Origin of the sequence: Acetobacter sp. AAB5 (assembly GCF_050106715.1) — a bacterium.
Lineage (GTDB): Bacteria > Pseudomonadota > Alphaproteobacteria > Acetobacterales > Acetobacteraceae > Acetobacter > Acetobacter oryzifermentans.
This window is the reverse complement of the sequence record NZ_JBNIEW010000005.1, coordinates 92,661-108,549: the sequence shown is the minus strand read 5'-3', so window position 1 is coordinate 108,549 and position 15,889 is coordinate 92,661. Positions and strand designations below refer to the sequence as shown.

Sequence of the window (15,889 nt, the reverse complement as noted above, 5' to 3'; positions counted from 1 at the left end):
CTTCATGTTTTTTATGAAAAAGCCCCGCTTTCACACATCTATTCAGTATAACGCATACGTCTCACAAATGTTTGACTGGTTGCTGTATGGATACCGCCTAAGTGTGAAAGGACGCCTGTTAAGTCATGGATGAAAATCAGGAGGCTGAGGCACAAGCTATCGACTGGTCTCTCCTTTTGAACGAGGAGCCAGACGATCAGGCATTGCGGCACGAATTTGAAAAGTGGCTGAGTGAGAAGCCTGCGCATGCAATGGCATGGAAGCAGGTATCTGCCATTTCGGATATTATCCGTTCCGCCCCGCCTGATCGGCAGATTGATCCGGTCAGGCCTATGGCGTTTCAGGCACGTATTCAGGCTTTAGTGTTTTTTCTGCAAAAACGGTGGAGGCTACTGTCTGGCGGTGGGGTGGCTGCGGCTGCATGCTGCACAGCCTTGTTGCTGATGGTTCCTGATTTGATAACACGGTTACTGGCAGATCAGTATGCGCCAACCGGCACAACCCGAACACTTCATCTTGCAGATGGAAGTGATGTTGTGCTTGCGCCGCGTTCGGCAATTTCGATCCGGATTTCTGCACAGGAACGTCATATAAACCTCATGCAAGGCGAGGCATTTTTTACTGTTCACCATGACAATAGCCGTCCTTTCGTCGTGCAAGCCGGAAAGGTGAGGGCGCAAGACATCGGCACCGCCTTTGATATCCAGATTGCGCATCACGAAACAACAGTGCAGGTGCGTGATGGTGTGGTGCATGTTTCAGCTCCCACCACACCACGGACATACGAGCACGATCTTCACGGTGGAGAATGGGTAAGGGTTTCAAACACCGGTATTGGAAGCGGAACACTCTCCCCTGAAGCTGTGGGAGCATGGCAAGAAGGAGTGCTGATCGCACGTAACGATAGAGTAGGTGATATGATCACAGCACTTCGGCCGTGGAGCGGGAAGCGGATTGTGGTTATGAACCATGCGTTGCTTAGTAAGCGGGTAACCGGAGTTTACGATCTGCACAAGCCGGATGCTGCCTTGCGCCTGCTTGTTAGCCCTATCCAAGGGAAAATTGTGCCTGTTACACCGTGGGCCAATCTTGTTGTTTCTCCATGAAAACCGTTTCAGGAAAATTTTCTGACATAAATTTTTGAAAAAACAACGCCGCCATTTCTCTCTCTTTACAGGATGATATGCGAATGATTTTCATTTGCTAGGTATGTAGGAGAGTGCTTTAACAATGGCACGGAATGGAAATCTGTGTGGGCGAGGCGTGGCGGCGCTCCTTTTAGTCGTCACAACCACGGCACTGACACCGTTGGCGTGCAAACCGGCAGAAGCTCAGGCTGAGCCGTCTCAACAAAAAATTCTGTTTCATATTTCTGCGGGTTCTCTGTCTGATGCACTTGTTACCTTCAGCAGGCAATCTCATGTTCAGGTCACATCTCAGGCGTCATCTCTGGCTGGCCATACAACGCGCGGTCTGTCTGGTTCGTTTACGCCATCCGAGGGGCTGGGGCAGCTTTTACAAGGGAGCGGCCTGTCATACATGCAGGCAGGAGAGCATGCGTATCAAATTGCTCCGGCTACAAAGGCTTCCAGCATTGTGCTGGGCCCGGTGCGTGTTGGCGGCACAGCATCTCAGGATACGCAATCCGCCTATGGGCCAGGCGTCGGATTTGTTGCCACACGTAGTGCATCCGCCACCCGTACTGATACGCCACTGATTCAGGTGCCAAAATCGGTGTATGTTGTAACCCGCAAACAGATGGACGATCTCCAACCCCTCACAATCGGTGCAGCTTTACGCTATACGCCCGGCGTTGTGAGCGCGAGCGCAAATGATAGCACACCTTCGGCAAGCTTATTTCAGCCCGTCCGGCAACGAGGTTTTGAGTCTTATACATTTGTTGATGGGTTGCTTAATGGTACCTCGGTAAGTGATCCTTTTTTTCTGGACCGTATTGAAGCACTGAGCGGACCATCTTCGGTTATGTATGGGCAATCCAACCCGGGCGGCCTGATTAACATGACACTGAAGCGGCCAACGGAAACGGCCCAGCGACAAGTTAATGTGGGCTTTGGCAATTACGGACGTTATGAAGGCCAGATTGATTTAAGCGGGCCTTTGAACAAAAGCCATACCTTGTTGTACCGGCTTATCGGGCTTGGCATTACGCAAGGTTCACAAACAGATTTCAATCACTATAAGCGTGTGGCTGCGCAAGGTGATATTGAATGGAAAATAGATGATCGCACCAATATCACCATTATCGGGCAATTTGCGTATGATCCAGAAACATGGGATCCTTGGATTGGGGTTCCGGCATATGGCAGTTTGATTAAAACAGGATCAGGGCGTATCCCGGTTTCCAGATATTATGGTGATCCAGCATTCAATAATAACTGGGACCGCCAATATATGGTGGAAGCCATTTTCCACCATGAATTCACAAAAGATTTTCAGTTTAACGCAACCGCGCGTTTTGATGAACAGAGCAACAGTAGTTGCAGCCTCTCACTGGATGGCGTGGATACCGTAAATAAAACAATCAGCAGGTCTGCATTTTGCAGTGGCCAATATAAAGGCCGTTCATCGCAAATGACCGCCAACTTCAGCTACAAACTGCGTACAGGCCCGATTTCGCATTCTTTCCTTGTGGGTGTTGATTATAGAGGGCAGTGGGCTGATGGATATTGGGGGTTTGATTTTGCCACTGTGCCAGATGCAAGTATGCTGCACCCCATGTATAATCAGTACACATCCACTGATTATGCACGTGCGACCAACGGCCAGTTAACATGGACGAAATATCCATATTGGCAGGATGGTATTTATTTTCAGGATCAAATCAACTGGCGCCGTGTGTATGTTACACTCGCCGGACGCCAAGACTGGAACGGATATGGAGGTAATGATCTTTTCAACCGTCCATTTACATGGAATGCGGGCATAAATTATGTTTCCAGTATCGGATTGGCGCCTTACTTTAGTTATGCAAAATCTTTCATGCCCCAGACTGGGCAGGTTTATAATGCAGGAACTCTCTCGCAGCCTGATCCCTTAAATGGTCATCAGTGGGAAGTAGGGGTGAAATACCAGATCCCGCATGTTCAGTCATTTTTCTCCGCTGCTTATTATGACCTCGCGGAAAATAATGTTCTTGTTAACAATCCTGAGCTTCCGCAATATCGTAGTGAAATCGGGCAGGTAAAATCCCGCGGTGTCGAGCTCTCGGCACACGCCAATCTGGCGCCGGGGCTTGATCTTATTCTGAACTATACCTGGAATAAGGTGTACAATTCACGCACAAACCTGACAGGCAAAACGCTTACTGGTGAAACGGTATCACTTGTTGGCAAGCAACTTACACAGCAGCCTGTTAACGCAGCATCTGGTTTTGTTGATTATCGTTTTCCTTCGGAAATTGCTCCCGGTTTGTCCATAAATTTTGGTGTGCGCTATCAGGGTAAAAGCTGGGCAGACCAAGCAAACTCCTTCCGCAATCCAGCTTATGTTCTTTTTGACAGCGGACTGAGTTGGGATGCAGGGCAAATGTTCCCTTCAGTTAAAGGTTTAAATATCCGGCTAAGCATGACCAATTCTGGCAACAAAACGTATGTTCAATGTGGTTCCGCTACTTTCTGCCATTACGGTGACCAGCGCATTACTTACGGAACAATTGGCTACCATTGGTAAAGAAACCCAAAGCAAGATACACAGGGCATAGCAAATATTTGTATGGCGTGAGGGCATTTGCGACATCTCTCCCTGATAACTAAGACGATGGCACATTCTAAATTTCTAATGGACTGACAGACTTGCCTGCAAGATTGCTTGCAGCTTGCCTCAAAATCAGCAATGAGAGATTAAGAATGAGTTGCATATAAGTGCGCCCTATCAAGTAAGGGCGGCTTATGCGTGCTGGGGCGTGGGAGGGGTATGGAAACTTGGAGCAGAAGGGCTCATTACTGGTTCTGTATTCAGCCCATCGACGTGATCTGCTGAAATACGCCAACGGGCTGGTAGCCGATCACTCGGTGGCCGAGGATATAGTGCAGGAGGCATGGCTCCGGTTGGACCGGGGGACTGAAGCAGCAACAGTCAGTGAGCCCTTGCGTTATCTTTATCGGATTGTCCGAAATTTGGCGCTAGATCTACGCCGCAAAGGCACGCGTGAACGGGCTGTTTTTACACTCTCTGGCGTTGATAGTGTGATAGAGCAGCAGGCAGACGCACAACCTGGGCCAGAGCAGATCGCGCAGGACAAGGCGCAACTAGAGGCTATTCAAGCTGTATTGGCGGCTTTGCCCGAACGGACGCGTATTGCTTTTGAAATGCACCGTTTTGGCGGATGCAAGTTGCGTGAAATTGCGGCACATCTGAATATTTCCACCCCTATGGCGCATGTGCTGGTTTCCGAAGCTGTGGACGCCTGCAAACAGCAGGTAGACTGGCCCTGATACACAGCAGATCAAAGAAAATTTAAAAAGGCGCGGCGTGTGGCGTCTGGTAATAGTAAGGGTGCCAAATGTCTCCCTCGCCAGACGCGGGGCCCAACAGCTTTGCGTCGGAAGGCTTTTATGACGGTAACAGACGATCTAGTTAGGCAACAGGCTTCCAAAAAGGCTACGCAGTGGTTGATTCTTCTGCAAGAAGAACCTGATGATCCTAAAGTGCGTGCTGAGTTTAATGCGTGGCTGGCCGCTACGCCTGCGAACCGTGAAGCTTGGGCCCATACAGAAACAACTATGGGTCTTGTTAGGCATCTATCTCCGAGCAATGCGGGAAACTGGCAGCACAAAAAGAGCAATGTAGTGCCGATGCGATTGCGCCAACGGCTTTCCTCGCGGGCGACATGGGCAGGATCTGCGCTGGCTTTGGTGGCATGTCTTGTGCTGTTTTTCGTGGGGCCTGATCTTATGCTGCATATGCGCGCGGATGCTATGACCGGAACAGCGGAAACGCGTGTTATATATCTTTCTGACGGCAGTTCGATGACACTTGCCCCCGGAAGCGCCATAAGCATGAATACTCAAGGTAAACACCGTAGCGTAACCCTTCTGGCAGGAGAGGCGCTATTTTCCATTGTTCATGATTCTGCACGTCCGTTCGTTGTGAAAGCGGGGGGCTTTACCACAACAGATATCGGCACTGTGTTTGATGTGCGTTGGGCACAAGGTAAGGTAGATGTGGGAGTGCGTGCAGGCCGGGTGCGGGTAAATGGTGGTGCTATTCCGGCACAGGGTAGGGAACTCGGAATAGGGCAGGCGCTGAGCGCATCCGCAACGGAGGTTTATAATGACAATCTGCCAGCCGAGCAGGTAGGCGCATGGGCCGATGGCTTGCTGGTTGCTAATGACGAACCACTTGGAAAGGTTGTTGCCAAGCTCAAGCCTTATCTTCATGGCGTGGTCATTGTGCCGCCTCGTCTGGCATCGCAACGTGTCTCGGGGGTTTATAGCTTGTCCAATCCTGCGCAAGCCTTGGAGGCAATAGCACAGGCACGGCAACGTACTGTACACCGCTATAGCCCGTGGGTAACAGTTTTGCGCTGAGGCAAAGCTAAACCACAACTTTTTCGGACACCTTCCACAAAAAAACGCTGAATTACGATTTTTATTAGAAAATGCATTCCTGTCATCGTTGTGTGATTAGAGGGATGGTAATGCAATTCATTCTCAACTTTAAGGGAGGATGAAGCGCATGCCCCGCAATAGACATGATGGAGCACAACAGGGTGACGTCAGGGACAGGCGCCCGGCCAATAATGGGCCGGAAAGACAATAACAAAATTACCACTCATACGTGCCTGCTTTTGGCAACAACGGCGGTTTCTTTTTTTATCTTCACCGGCTTGGCGCGGGCGCAATCCGATACAGCCAGGGTTGTAAGGAATGGAACTGCGCAGAGCATGCGGGGGTACAATATTCAAGCACAACCTTTGGCATCTGCATTGATAAGTTTTGGAAAGCAATCTGGTCTTCAGGTTACAACGGGGGGTGAGCTTCTTCGCGGTGTCAAAACAGCAGGGGTGCATGGGCAACTTACATCCCGGCAAGCTCTTGCCCAGCTTCTTGCTGGTACTGGCCTGAGTTATGTGCAGTCAGCAAACGGGACAGTGATTTTAACAAAATCTGCGGCTAATATTACCCTTGGGCCCGTACGCGTTGGGGGCTCTGTTGTGCATCAAAATCCAACAGGCCCAGGCGTGGGTTATGTGGCGATAAATACGATGGCTGGCACAAAAACAGATACCCCACTTACCGAAATTCCTAACTCGATTTATGTCATTACAAAACAGCAAATGGTTGATCTACAGCCGCAGAATGTTCAGGAGGCTTTGCGTTACACCGCAGGTATTTATACGGAACAGCGCGGTAACTACAGTAATGGGTGCGCCAGTAGCGGAAGTTGTGGTGGAATTGTACAACGAGGCTTCAGTACATCACAGTTTATCGATGGATTGATGTCGGAATCCTACAGCGCGGGTGAGACCGCGTTTTTGGAGCGAATTGAAGCTGTGAATGGTCCTGCTTCGGTAATGTACGGGCAAACTACACCGGGCGGTATGATCAACATGTCTTTAAAAAAACCAACGGATACACCCTTGCATCAGGTAAGTGTCGGCTTTGGGAACTGGAACCGTTATGAGGCGACATTTGATTATAGTGACAAAATTACAAAATCTGGAAACCTGCGTTATCGCGTTGCCGCTATGGGAACCACGCAGGGTACTCAGGTCAATAATATCGACTATAAAAGAATTGGCATTCTGCCTTCCATCACGTGGGATATAGATAAAAAAACCTCTCTTACACTGCTTGGAAGCTATCTTTACACGCCTGGCATGGGCACGAATTACATGCAGTTTCCGGTAGAAGGCACGCTGTATCGTAGCCCTTATGGGCAAATTCCAAGAAGTCGTTTTGTTGGAAACAAAAATTTCAATACACAGGAAACCCGTGATGAAATGTTTGAATACCAATTCCAGCATCGCTTTAACCGTTTTCTGAACTTCAGCCAGGTTTTCCGCTGGGAGCAATCTACCAGAGACAATCAGACGATGATTCTTGATGGTATGTACACAGATAGAATTGCAGCACTTGATCCATGGGAGATGCGCAATAAAAATACCGTGGCAGGGTTGGATTCACGTTTTTATGGAAAGTTCAATATAGGCAAGGTTGAAAACACATGGGTTGTTGGCTCTGATTTTAGGCAGTACGATTACAAATGGAACGTTATTGCAGACAAAACGCCCGGCTATAACGGATATCCGGGAGAAGATGGATATTATCTAGTAGATATTTTCAATCCTCATAATGATTATTCACGATGTGTCGATCTTCATTCATCAAAATGCGAAACGTGGAATGGCACCTATAATTACAGCTATTTTCAGGAAGGTGTTTATTTTCAAGACCAGCTCAAATGGAAAGGGCTATCTGTTCTACTTGGTGGACGGCAAGATTGGGTGAACACACATTACCATGGCACTGTTTACTCTAACCAAAATGACGACCACAGCATTACAGTAACAAGATTAAGCCAAGAACCACGCCCACAAACAGCGTTCACATGGCGCGCTGGGCTTATTTATAATTTCGCGTTCGGTTTATCTCCCTATTTCAGTTACTCCACCTCCTTTATCCCACAAGGTGGGAGTGACTGGCAGGGCCGGCCACAGCCACCACTCAAAGGGCAACAAAAAGAAGTGGGAATTAAATACAAGGTTCCGGGCCGAGATATACTGATTACAGGTGCGGCTTATGACATTGATGAAACCAATTATCTGGTGACAGACTATTTGCATCCTGGTTATTCAGCCAATGCGGGCCGGGTAAACGCCAAGGGGTTCGAGGTTTCGGCCAATGCCAATATTACGCATGATCTTCGGCTGATTGCGTCTTATTCCTATAATTCCATAACTTACGCCAGCACGAACCTTACAGCCGCAGCACAGCTTCCAGACGGAGGGTATGGTCCTGCAGCATCGGAAAAAGGAAAATACGTTCAGGGTGTGCCCCGTAACATGTTCTCATTTTTTCTAAATTACAGCCTGCCCCAAAATATTGCTCCGGGTTTGGCTGTAAATGGTGGCATGCGCTATGTGGGGTTCACTTATGATGATGCGGTAAATACCTTTAAGGTTCCTGCGTATTATTTGTTCGATATTGGCATGCATTACGATTTTGGACAAAAAATTCCGATGCTTAAGGGGTTACAGGCACAGCTTGCTGTTTCTAACCTGACAAACAAATATTATGTCACTTCCTGCGGTGGCAATTATGCCTGTTACATTGGCCAAGGCCGCCGAGTATATGGCAACCTGTCATATAGTTGGTGATTGTTGAACAAGCCCACTGACTGTATCTGTTTGGGGGCGTGATCTTGCTGAAGCGAACATATAACAAGGTGGTTGCGAGCATAAAAGCAGCCCTAACGGCAAAAATTTTAACGCCTGATATAAAAAATTTTCAGCAATGCCCGAAAAAAACGGGCTTCCGATCGTCTTTGTAGATGAGGGGATTGTTCTGTGCCGCTGATTATCAGGCAGCAAAAGGCAGTTTCCTCTTTTTTCCGACGCATCTGAGGGCGCGTAACACGATGGACACGGTAGAATTTTACGTAGAATGCAGTTGCGAATCACTCTTACACGCATTTGTGAGTGCACTGTTTTCATGACCAACCGTGCCCTTCGCCGCTGGTTTGTGGTCCATAAATGGACCAGTCTGGTCTGTACGCTGTTTCTGCTTATTATCTGCGTAACGGGCCTGCCGCTGCTGTTTTCCGAACAAATCTGGGATACGTTCGTAGGGGACGATGATCCACCTTACGAGGTGCTGCCGCCAAATACGCCAAACGCCAGTCTGGATGTTATTGTAGAAAAGGCGAGGGCGCTTTACCCAGAACAAATCATTACGAATGTTAATCCGGATGATGATGAGCCAGCCGTTCTGGTTTCCATGGCCCCAAGCTGGCAAGCGTTGGAAGAAGATAAAAACTACCCAGATCGGAATTCCAGCCACTGGATCAAGTTTGATGCGCGCACAGCAAAAGTGCTGAAGCAATCACGCCCTGCTGATGCGCCCCAAAAGCCACGCACCTGGACCGGCATTATTATGGGTATTTGCAACCAGCTCCATACCAGCCTGTTTGCCGGGTTGACTGGCCGCCTGTTTCTCGGGGCAATGGGGGGTATCTTTGTTGCCTCTTTAGTTTCCGGCACAGTGCTGTATGGGCGTTTTATGAAGCGCCTGCCATTCGGTTCTGTGCGGAAGGATCGTGCCGCGCGTCTAACATGGCTAGACCTGCATAACCTGTTGGGCGTGGCTACGCTGATGTGGGCAATGGTGGTTGGTTTTACAGGCTTGGTCAACGAGCTCCAAACCCCGTTATTTAGCCTATGGCGCGTAACAGATGTAAGGCAGACTCTCAAACCCTATGCCAATCTACCAGTGCCCTCGCAGGATCATCTATCCTCTGTGCAAGCTGCGTTTGATACGGCTGCCAAAGCGGCGCCCGGCAATGAGGTTACGGGCCTGTCCTATCCCGGATCTTCCTTCGGCAGCCCAGTGCATTACGTGCTGTGGACGCGCGGGAGCACACCACTACGTGCACGTTTGTTTACGCCGGTTTTGGTAGATGCGCGCACGGGTGCATTAACCGGGGCGTATCCAATGCCGTGGTATCTCCGCTTTCTGGAAATCTCTCGTCCTCTGCATTTTGGTGATTACGGTGGCATGCCGTTGCGTATCCTATGGGCGCTGCTGGATGTGGTGGTGATTGGCGTGTTGGTCAGCGGTCTGGTGCTGTGGGCCAATAAGCGGAAGATAGCTACCGATGCCCGCCTGCGTAAGCTTGGTTACGAACTGGACGAAACCGACGGAATGCCCGCCTTTGTGGGGGACGTGTGATGAACGTCTTTTCTCATCAGGCACCCATCATTTCTTCTCATGGCATTGCGCCACGCCCACCTGTGTTTGTTTGGCCGTGGCCCATCGCGCTGGGGCTGCTTACCACATTTGGGTTGCTGTCAGCGCTTTTGGGCCAGCACGGTATCTGGCTCGGCCTGTCTTGGGCAGCTCTTTCCATTCCCCTTATTGTTACGGTCGTTTGCCTTATCCGGGCGTGGAATAGACCGTCTTCCAAAGGAGGTCTTTCATGACCGATCTTGCACCAATTTCCTTCTCTCCGTGGGAGATGTTCCTTAATGCTGGCCCCGTAGTGCGCTGCGTGATGGTTTTGCTGGCTGTAGCAGCGCTGCTGACATGGACCATCTTTATTGCCAAGTCAGTTGAACTGCTGCGTGTGCGGGTCAAACTGGCCAAAGCCGAACGCACCTTGGAACAGGCAGGCACGCTGGATCTGGGCGAGGAAGGCACGCGCAAAAACGGTATTGCCCATACGCTTGTCATGGCAGCGGAGACGGAACGCACACGTTCGCAGGATATTCCCGATGATAGCGAGGGCCTGAAAGAACGAATTGTATTGCACCTTGAGCGGTTGGAAGCCGCCGAGGGGCGTAGGCTCATGCGCGGTACCGGCGTACTGGCCACCATTGGTGCAACATCTCCCTTTATTGGCCTGTTTGGTACGGTATGGGGGATCATGACCTCGTTCACCGGCATTGCCGCCAGCAAGGCTACCAGCCTCGCTGTTGTAGCTCCCGGCATTGCAGAGGCGCTACTGGCAACAGCCCTTGGTCTGGTAGCGGCTATTCCTGCAGTGGTGATTTACAACCACCTTGCCCGCCAGACAGCATCCTGCCGCGCACAGGTGGCTGACCTGACATCTCTTGTTATGCGTCTGGTCTCGCGTGATCTGGGGCGCAGCCAGATGCAGATGGAACGAGGCAATATCGTTCGTTTAGGGCAACAAAACCGCGATGCCCGCACGGTGGCCGGGGAGTAAGCGGCATGATCCGTATCCGCCACACCGATGAAAGCCCGCATGAGGCCAGCGAGATCAATGTTACACCCTTTATTGACGTGATGCTGGTACTGCTGGTGATTTTTATGGTTACAGCACCGCTTACCACAGTGAACGTGCCAGTAGATCTACCATCCTCAACAGAAAAACCAACGCCACGCCCAGATGATCCGGTGTTTCTAACCGTAAAGGCCGATCATGGTCTGGCATTGGGTGAAGATGACATTGCTGCCGATGCCTTGCCCGGAGCGCTGGAAACAGCAACCAAGGGGAATAAAGACCAGCGCATTTTTTTGCGTGCAGATAAAACTGTTGATTACGGTACGCTCATGGGCGTGATGGATAAGCTGCGTTCGGCTGGTTATCTTAAGGTGGCGCTCGTCAACCTTCAGGGGCAGGAAGAAGGGAGCGAAGCAGGAAGTGCGGCAGTTCCTGCTAGCAGTGTAAAAGCAGCGGGGGCCGCGCCATGAGTGGAGCTGCGGATATAACGCAGGCACCAGAAGAGGCCATTTCCTTTGCTGACTGGCAGCGCAGCCAGTTGCGCCGGACACAGCGAGATGATGCGCTGCGTTGGGGTTTTTCGTTGCTTGCCGTGCTTGCCGTAAGTGGCGGTGCTGTCTGGTGGATTATGCGCCTGCCACCACCGGCTGTAGCGGTGCCTGAGCCACCTCCTGCGGCCATTGCTATAGATATGGCGCCTGAACCGGTTTCAACACCCACACCGCCAACAGATGCCCCCATCGGCCCACAGCAGACCCAGTCCATTCCTGATCCGGCTCCGGTAGAGCCACCAAAGGTTACCGCTCCGCCATCGCCCGCGCCTAATCCGCCGGTGCCAGTGCCCAAACCGGAAAAGCCGCGTAAAATCGTTAAAAAACACAAGCCGGTGCCGCATCTCAAAAAGCCGATCCCGGATAAAACGCCACCAGCAGAGACAACAACGGCACCTCCATCATCAGAAGCGCCTCCAGCGCCGGCACAGGCAGCGCCAGCACCCGGTGCATCTTCTTCCAAGGCATCGCATGATCCGGTGACATGGCAGGGCGCATTATTGGCGCAATTGGAGAAGTTTAAGCGCTATCCGTCAGATGCCATGGCCGATCATCAGGAGGGCGTGCCTACCGTAACGTTCTCCATGGATCGTAAGGGGCATGTACTTTCAGTTACGCTGGCCAGTAGTTCTGGCCATGCGCTGCTTGATCAGGAGGCCGTGGCGTTGCCTAAGCGGGCTCAGCCATTGCCTATCCCACCAGATAGCGTGGCGGGAGACCCCATTACACTTACCGTACCCGTCGAATTTTATATCCATGGTGGCGAAAACTAAGGTTTTCCACCATTCCTTTTTCAGATCGTGACAGGATCAAAACCATGCTTGCATTTTCCGCATATCGCCGTTCTCCGCCCGCCTTGAAGCAGATCCGCCCCGGTATGGGGGCCAGCCGCAGCGCGGTGCGGCGTTTGGAAGAACGTTGCGAAGATGTTGGCATTAGGATGACTGATCTGCGCCGAGTGCTTCTACATGGTGTGCTAGAGGTGGAGCCACATGCTACGGTGGTGGAAATATGGAAAGCGCTTAGCGTAATGACAAATGGTCACGCGCCTTCTCAGGGTTCTATCCAGCGTAATCTGAATTTGTTGGTAGCGCGTGATATCCTGCGTCGGGATGTTACGCCCGATCGACTATGGCGCTACAGCGTGGCCCCGGAACCGAAGGTTCTACCATCTGTTCTTTTTATTGAAGTCGGAACAGGGCGGAAAATTCCGTGTAATGCGCCAGAAGTTGTTATTTTACTGCGTCGGGTAGCGGCTGAACACGGGTTGGCAGTGCAGGGGGCTTCTATTACCGTAACACCTTCTGTCGGGCATGATATGGAAGCCCGATAATAATTTATTTAAGAGATTTTATCATATCTACAATAGTAAATACTGGCCGCGCGAGGTGAAGGCGTTGGCCAGTTTTTTCATTGGCTGATTCCACTTGCAAGTGAACAGCAAAAATTTGCGGGCTATAGTATATCTTCAGCGTTTTCCTATTAAAGAATTGCTGATCGCACAGGCAGATTATATCGTTATTCTATGCAAATAATAAGCAAGATGATGGTGGCACCAATTATTCTTGTAAATTCATATGAAAAGATAAACCGATCATGGGAAAAACAGCTAACGACCAACCCATTGTAAAACAAGAAAAAACCGCTTCTGCTGGTGCAATCAGTTTTGGCATGATGCTTATCATGGCTGCAGCTTGTGGGATTGCTGTGGCAAACATCTACTACAATCAGCCGATGCTTGGAATTATGGAGGCATCCTTTCCGGGAAGAGCATCTGTTATAGGGTTGATCCCTACGGCAACTCAACTGGGGTATGCTGCGGGCCTTCTGTTTCTTGTGCCGCTGGGTGACCGCATTGAACGCCGACGCCTCATCCTGTTTCAGATATCAGCACTGGTACTATCCCTAGCTGGTACCGCAGTGGCTCCCGATCCCTGGTCTGTGGTGATTATGGCTGTTGCCGTAGGCGTGACATCAACTGTTGCACAGCAAATTGTGCCATTTGCGGCAGAACTGGCTTCACCAGACCGACGTGGCGCAACAATCGGAATAGTTATGAGCGGTTTACTCTGTGGCATTTTGTTTGGCCGTACGCTTGCCGGTAGTATTGGTGATCATTACGGATGGCGGATCATGTTCTGGCTTGGCCTGTTACTTGCCGTGGCGATTGGTATATTATTGGCCATCGTCTTGCCACGCAGCCACCCCAAGACAAAAAATAGCTACGGGTTTCTCCTGCGCTCGCTGGTTAGCCTGTGGCAGCAGGAGCCTCGTCTTAGACGAGCAACAATAACCCAAGCTTGTCTTTTCGGATCATTCAGCGCGCTTTGGACAATTTTGGCACTGCAACTCGATACACGGTATCATCTCAATGCCGAGATCGCTGGCATGTTCGGTATTATCGGTGCAGTTGGTATTCTGTTTGCTCCGATCGCAGGGAAGATTGCCGACCGGACAGGCCCGAAAGCCGTTATCGGGCTTGGAATTGCAATTATGCTGATTTCCTGGATGGTTTTTGGAATCTGGGACAGGGTTGCAGGCTTGATTGCGGGCGTCGTGTTACTGGATTTTGGGGAGCAGGGCGTACTTATATCTAATCAGTCCATCATCTACGCATTACGTCCGGAAGCACGTAACCGTCTTAACACAATATTCATGGGCGGAATGTTTCTTGGTGGAGCTGTCGGTTCGGCTGGTGCAAGCCTCGCTTGGGAGTTTTACGGCTGGAAGGCAGTTTGTGTGTTCGGTTTTATCTTGGTCGCTATTGGGTTAGGTCAACATATCTATAAAGGCATCGTGGGAAATTATTCCCGTTGAAACGCATCAAGTCTCTGAACAAGCATGCGGCATACTAAAATATTTTACAAATATTATAAGAAATACGGCCTTATGCTGAGTAATATTTAAAGTCTGTAGTGTTATTATAAAACAGTATCATACAAAAGTTTAAAGTTGAGAACCAGAATAATAGCAGCCACAACCCAAGCTAAGATGGTTGTTTTGCGAGAGATGACAAGCTCCCCCATTTTCTGGCGGTCAGATACGAATAGAATTAAAGGAATAACGGCAAAAGGAAGCTGCATGGACAGGATAACCTGGCTTAGCATCAGCAGTTCTCCCACACCCTTATTCCCGTAAAGGGCTGTCACTACTATGACAGGCATAATGGCAAGGCCGCGTGTCAGCAGCCGTTGCATCCAATGCGGTATTTTTAACCGTAAAAAGCCTTCCATAATAATTTGCCCAGCCAATGTGCCGGTTACAGTTGAATTGGTGCCGGCAGCTAGAAGGGCAACCGCAAACAGGGTTGATGCAATACCCAAGCCAAGAACGGGAGAAAGCAGGCGGTAGGCATCCTCTATTTCCGCAACATTCTGGTGCCCAGTTGTATGGAAGGCCGCTGCGGCAACAATTAGAATGGCAGCATTAATAAACAGGGCCAACACAAGGGCAATTGTGCTATCCCACGTGGCCCACCGAATGGCTTCCCTGCGGCCAGATAATGTGTGCTCGAATGCGCGTGTCTGCACGATAGATGAATGCAGATACAGGTTATGCGGCATAACCGTAGCGCCAATAATGCCAATTGCAATGTAAAGCATCTGGCTATTGGTTATGATTTGGGGAGAGGGAATAAAGCCTTTAAGCACTTCAGCAACAGGCGGAGCTGCGGCCACAATCTGCACACCAAAACAGATGGCAATAATGCTGAGCAATGCAATAACAAACGCTTCCAGATACCGGAAGCCTCGGTTCATTAAAAAAAGCACGAGAAAGGCATCAAGAACCGAAATAATAGCCCCGCCTAAAAGCGGAATACCAAATAAAAGCTGAAGTGCTACGGCTGTACCAATTACCTCAGCCAGATCACATGCAATAATGGCAAGTTCGCAAGCCAGCCAAAGAGCAATATTGATGGCAGGCGGAAAATGATCTCGACACGCCTGAGCCAGATCGCGGCCCGTTGCTATACCCAGTCTGGCAGACAGAGCTTGAAGCAGAATAGCCATCAGGTTTGAAAGCATGATGACGGCCAGCAGCCTATAACCAAACTGGGCGCCACCTTGTAAATCAGTCGCCCAGTTTCCGGGGTCCATATACCCTACGGAAACCATGTAACCCGGCCCCACAAAAGCCAGAAAGCGCTTGAACCACGATGTGCCAGCCGCAGGCAATTTAATGCTGGCAAAAGATTCCGGCAAACTTTGGCTGCCTGCATCTGTCGTTTTAGCAAAACGCCATGCAGATTTTTGGGCAGACAACGGCGGGGCAGGGGCTTGCGAGTCTTGGGACATAAATCAAGACTAAACTGTACCTGATTAAATATGCAATATGCTATATTACAAAGCACAAGGAAACTTTTGGTTGCTGTGCATTGGCATGATATCCAATGCAAGATATTCCTTTTGGAA

Annotated in this window: 13 protein-coding genes; 12 read left to right on the top strand and 1 reads right to left on the bottom strand. The window is 50.2% G+C overall.

What is annotated here, in order from left to right; all coding sequences use genetic code 11:
• Positions 1 to 125 precede the first annotated feature (125 nt).
• The 12 genes from ACP7IZ_RS07150 to ACP7IZ_RS07095 all read left to right on the top strand — a co-directional run bounded on the left by ACP7IZ_RS07150 (position 126) and on the right by ACP7IZ_RS07095 (position 14,294).
• Positions 126 to 1,106, top strand: coding sequence for a FecR family protein (locus ACP7IZ_RS07150; protein ID WP_426848478.1), 981 nt, complete (start codon positions 126 to 128; stop codon positions 1,104 to 1,106).
• 124 nt (positions 1,107 to 1,230) lie between these two features.
• Positions 1,231 to 3,690, top strand: coding sequence for a TonB-dependent siderophore receptor (locus ACP7IZ_RS07145; RefSeq protein WP_426848477.1), 2,460 nt, complete (start codon positions 1,231 to 1,233; stop codon positions 3,688 to 3,690).
• Positions 3,691 to 3,908: 218 nt separating this feature from the next.
• The gene (locus tag ACP7IZ_RS07140; protein ID WP_426848476.1) at positions 3,909 to 4,454 is read left to right on the top strand and encodes an RNA polymerase sigma factor; all 546 of its coding nucleotides are present in this window, start codon (positions 3,909 to 3,911) and stop codon (positions 4,452 to 4,454) included.
• A 120-nt stretch (positions 4,455 to 4,574) separates the two neighbouring features.
• Positions 4,575 to 5,549, top strand: a complete 975-nt coding sequence (locus ACP7IZ_RS07135; RefSeq protein WP_426848475.1) for a FecR family protein — start codon at positions 4,575 to 4,577, stop codon at positions 5,547 to 5,549.
• A 356-nt stretch (positions 5,550 to 5,905) separates the two neighbouring features.
• Positions 5,906 to 8,341 (top strand): TonB-dependent siderophore receptor, encoded by a 2,436-nt coding sequence (locus ACP7IZ_RS07130; protein ID WP_426848474.1) that lies wholly within the window; start codon positions 5,906 to 5,908, stop codon positions 8,339 to 8,341.
• 334 nt (positions 8,342 to 8,675) lie between these two features.
• Positions 8,676 to 9,911 (top strand): PepSY-associated TM helix domain-containing protein, encoded by a 1,236-nt coding sequence (locus ACP7IZ_RS07125; protein WP_426848473.1) that lies wholly within the window; start codon positions 8,676 to 8,678, stop codon positions 9,909 to 9,911.
• On the top strand, positions 9,911 to 10,162 hold the full coding sequence (locus ACP7IZ_RS07120) for a hypothetical protein (protein WP_426848472.1): 252 nt from the start codon (positions 9,911 to 9,913) through the stop codon (positions 10,160 to 10,162). Before ACP7IZ_RS07125 ends, ACP7IZ_RS07120 begins: the two co-directional genes overlap by 1 nt.
• Positions 10,159 to 10,908, top strand: coding sequence for a tonB-system energizer ExbB (exbB, locus tag ACP7IZ_RS07115; RefSeq protein ID WP_426848470.1), 750 nt, complete (start codon positions 10,159 to 10,161; stop codon positions 10,906 to 10,908). Before ACP7IZ_RS07120 ends, exbB begins: the two co-directional genes overlap by 4 nt.
• Positions 10,909 to 10,913: 5 nt before the next feature.
• The gene (gene exbD, locus ACP7IZ_RS07110; RefSeq protein ID WP_426848469.1) at positions 10,914 to 11,396 is read left to right on the top strand and encodes a TonB system transport protein ExbD; all 483 of its coding nucleotides are present in this window, start codon (positions 10,914 to 10,916) and stop codon (positions 11,394 to 11,396) included.
• The gene (locus ACP7IZ_RS07105) at positions 11,393 to 12,250 is read left to right on the top strand and encodes an energy transducer TonB family protein (protein WP_426848467.1); all 858 of its coding nucleotides are present in this window, start codon (positions 11,393 to 11,395) and stop codon (positions 12,248 to 12,250) included. The genes exbD and ACP7IZ_RS07105 overlap by 4 nt, the downstream gene beginning before the upstream one ends.
• 44 nt (positions 12,251 to 12,294) lie before the next feature.
• Positions 12,295 to 12,810, top strand: coding sequence for a Fur family transcriptional regulator (locus tag ACP7IZ_RS07100; protein ID WP_426848466.1), 516 nt, complete (start codon positions 12,295 to 12,297; stop codon positions 12,808 to 12,810).
• A 263-nt stretch (positions 12,811 to 13,073) separates the two neighbouring features.
• Positions 13,074 to 14,294, top strand: coding sequence for an MFS transporter (locus ACP7IZ_RS07095; RefSeq protein ID WP_426848465.1), 1,221 nt, complete (start codon positions 13,074 to 13,076; stop codon positions 14,292 to 14,294).
• A 104-nt stretch (positions 14,295 to 14,398) separates the two neighbouring features.
• Here ACP7IZ_RS07095 and ACP7IZ_RS07090 read toward each other — a convergent pair whose 3' ends face one another.
• Entirely contained in the window at positions 14,399 to 15,772 is a 1,374-nt protein-coding gene (locus ACP7IZ_RS07090) for an Nramp family divalent metal transporter (protein WP_426848464.1), read from the bottom strand.
• Positions 15,773 to 15,889: the final 117 nt, after the last annotated feature.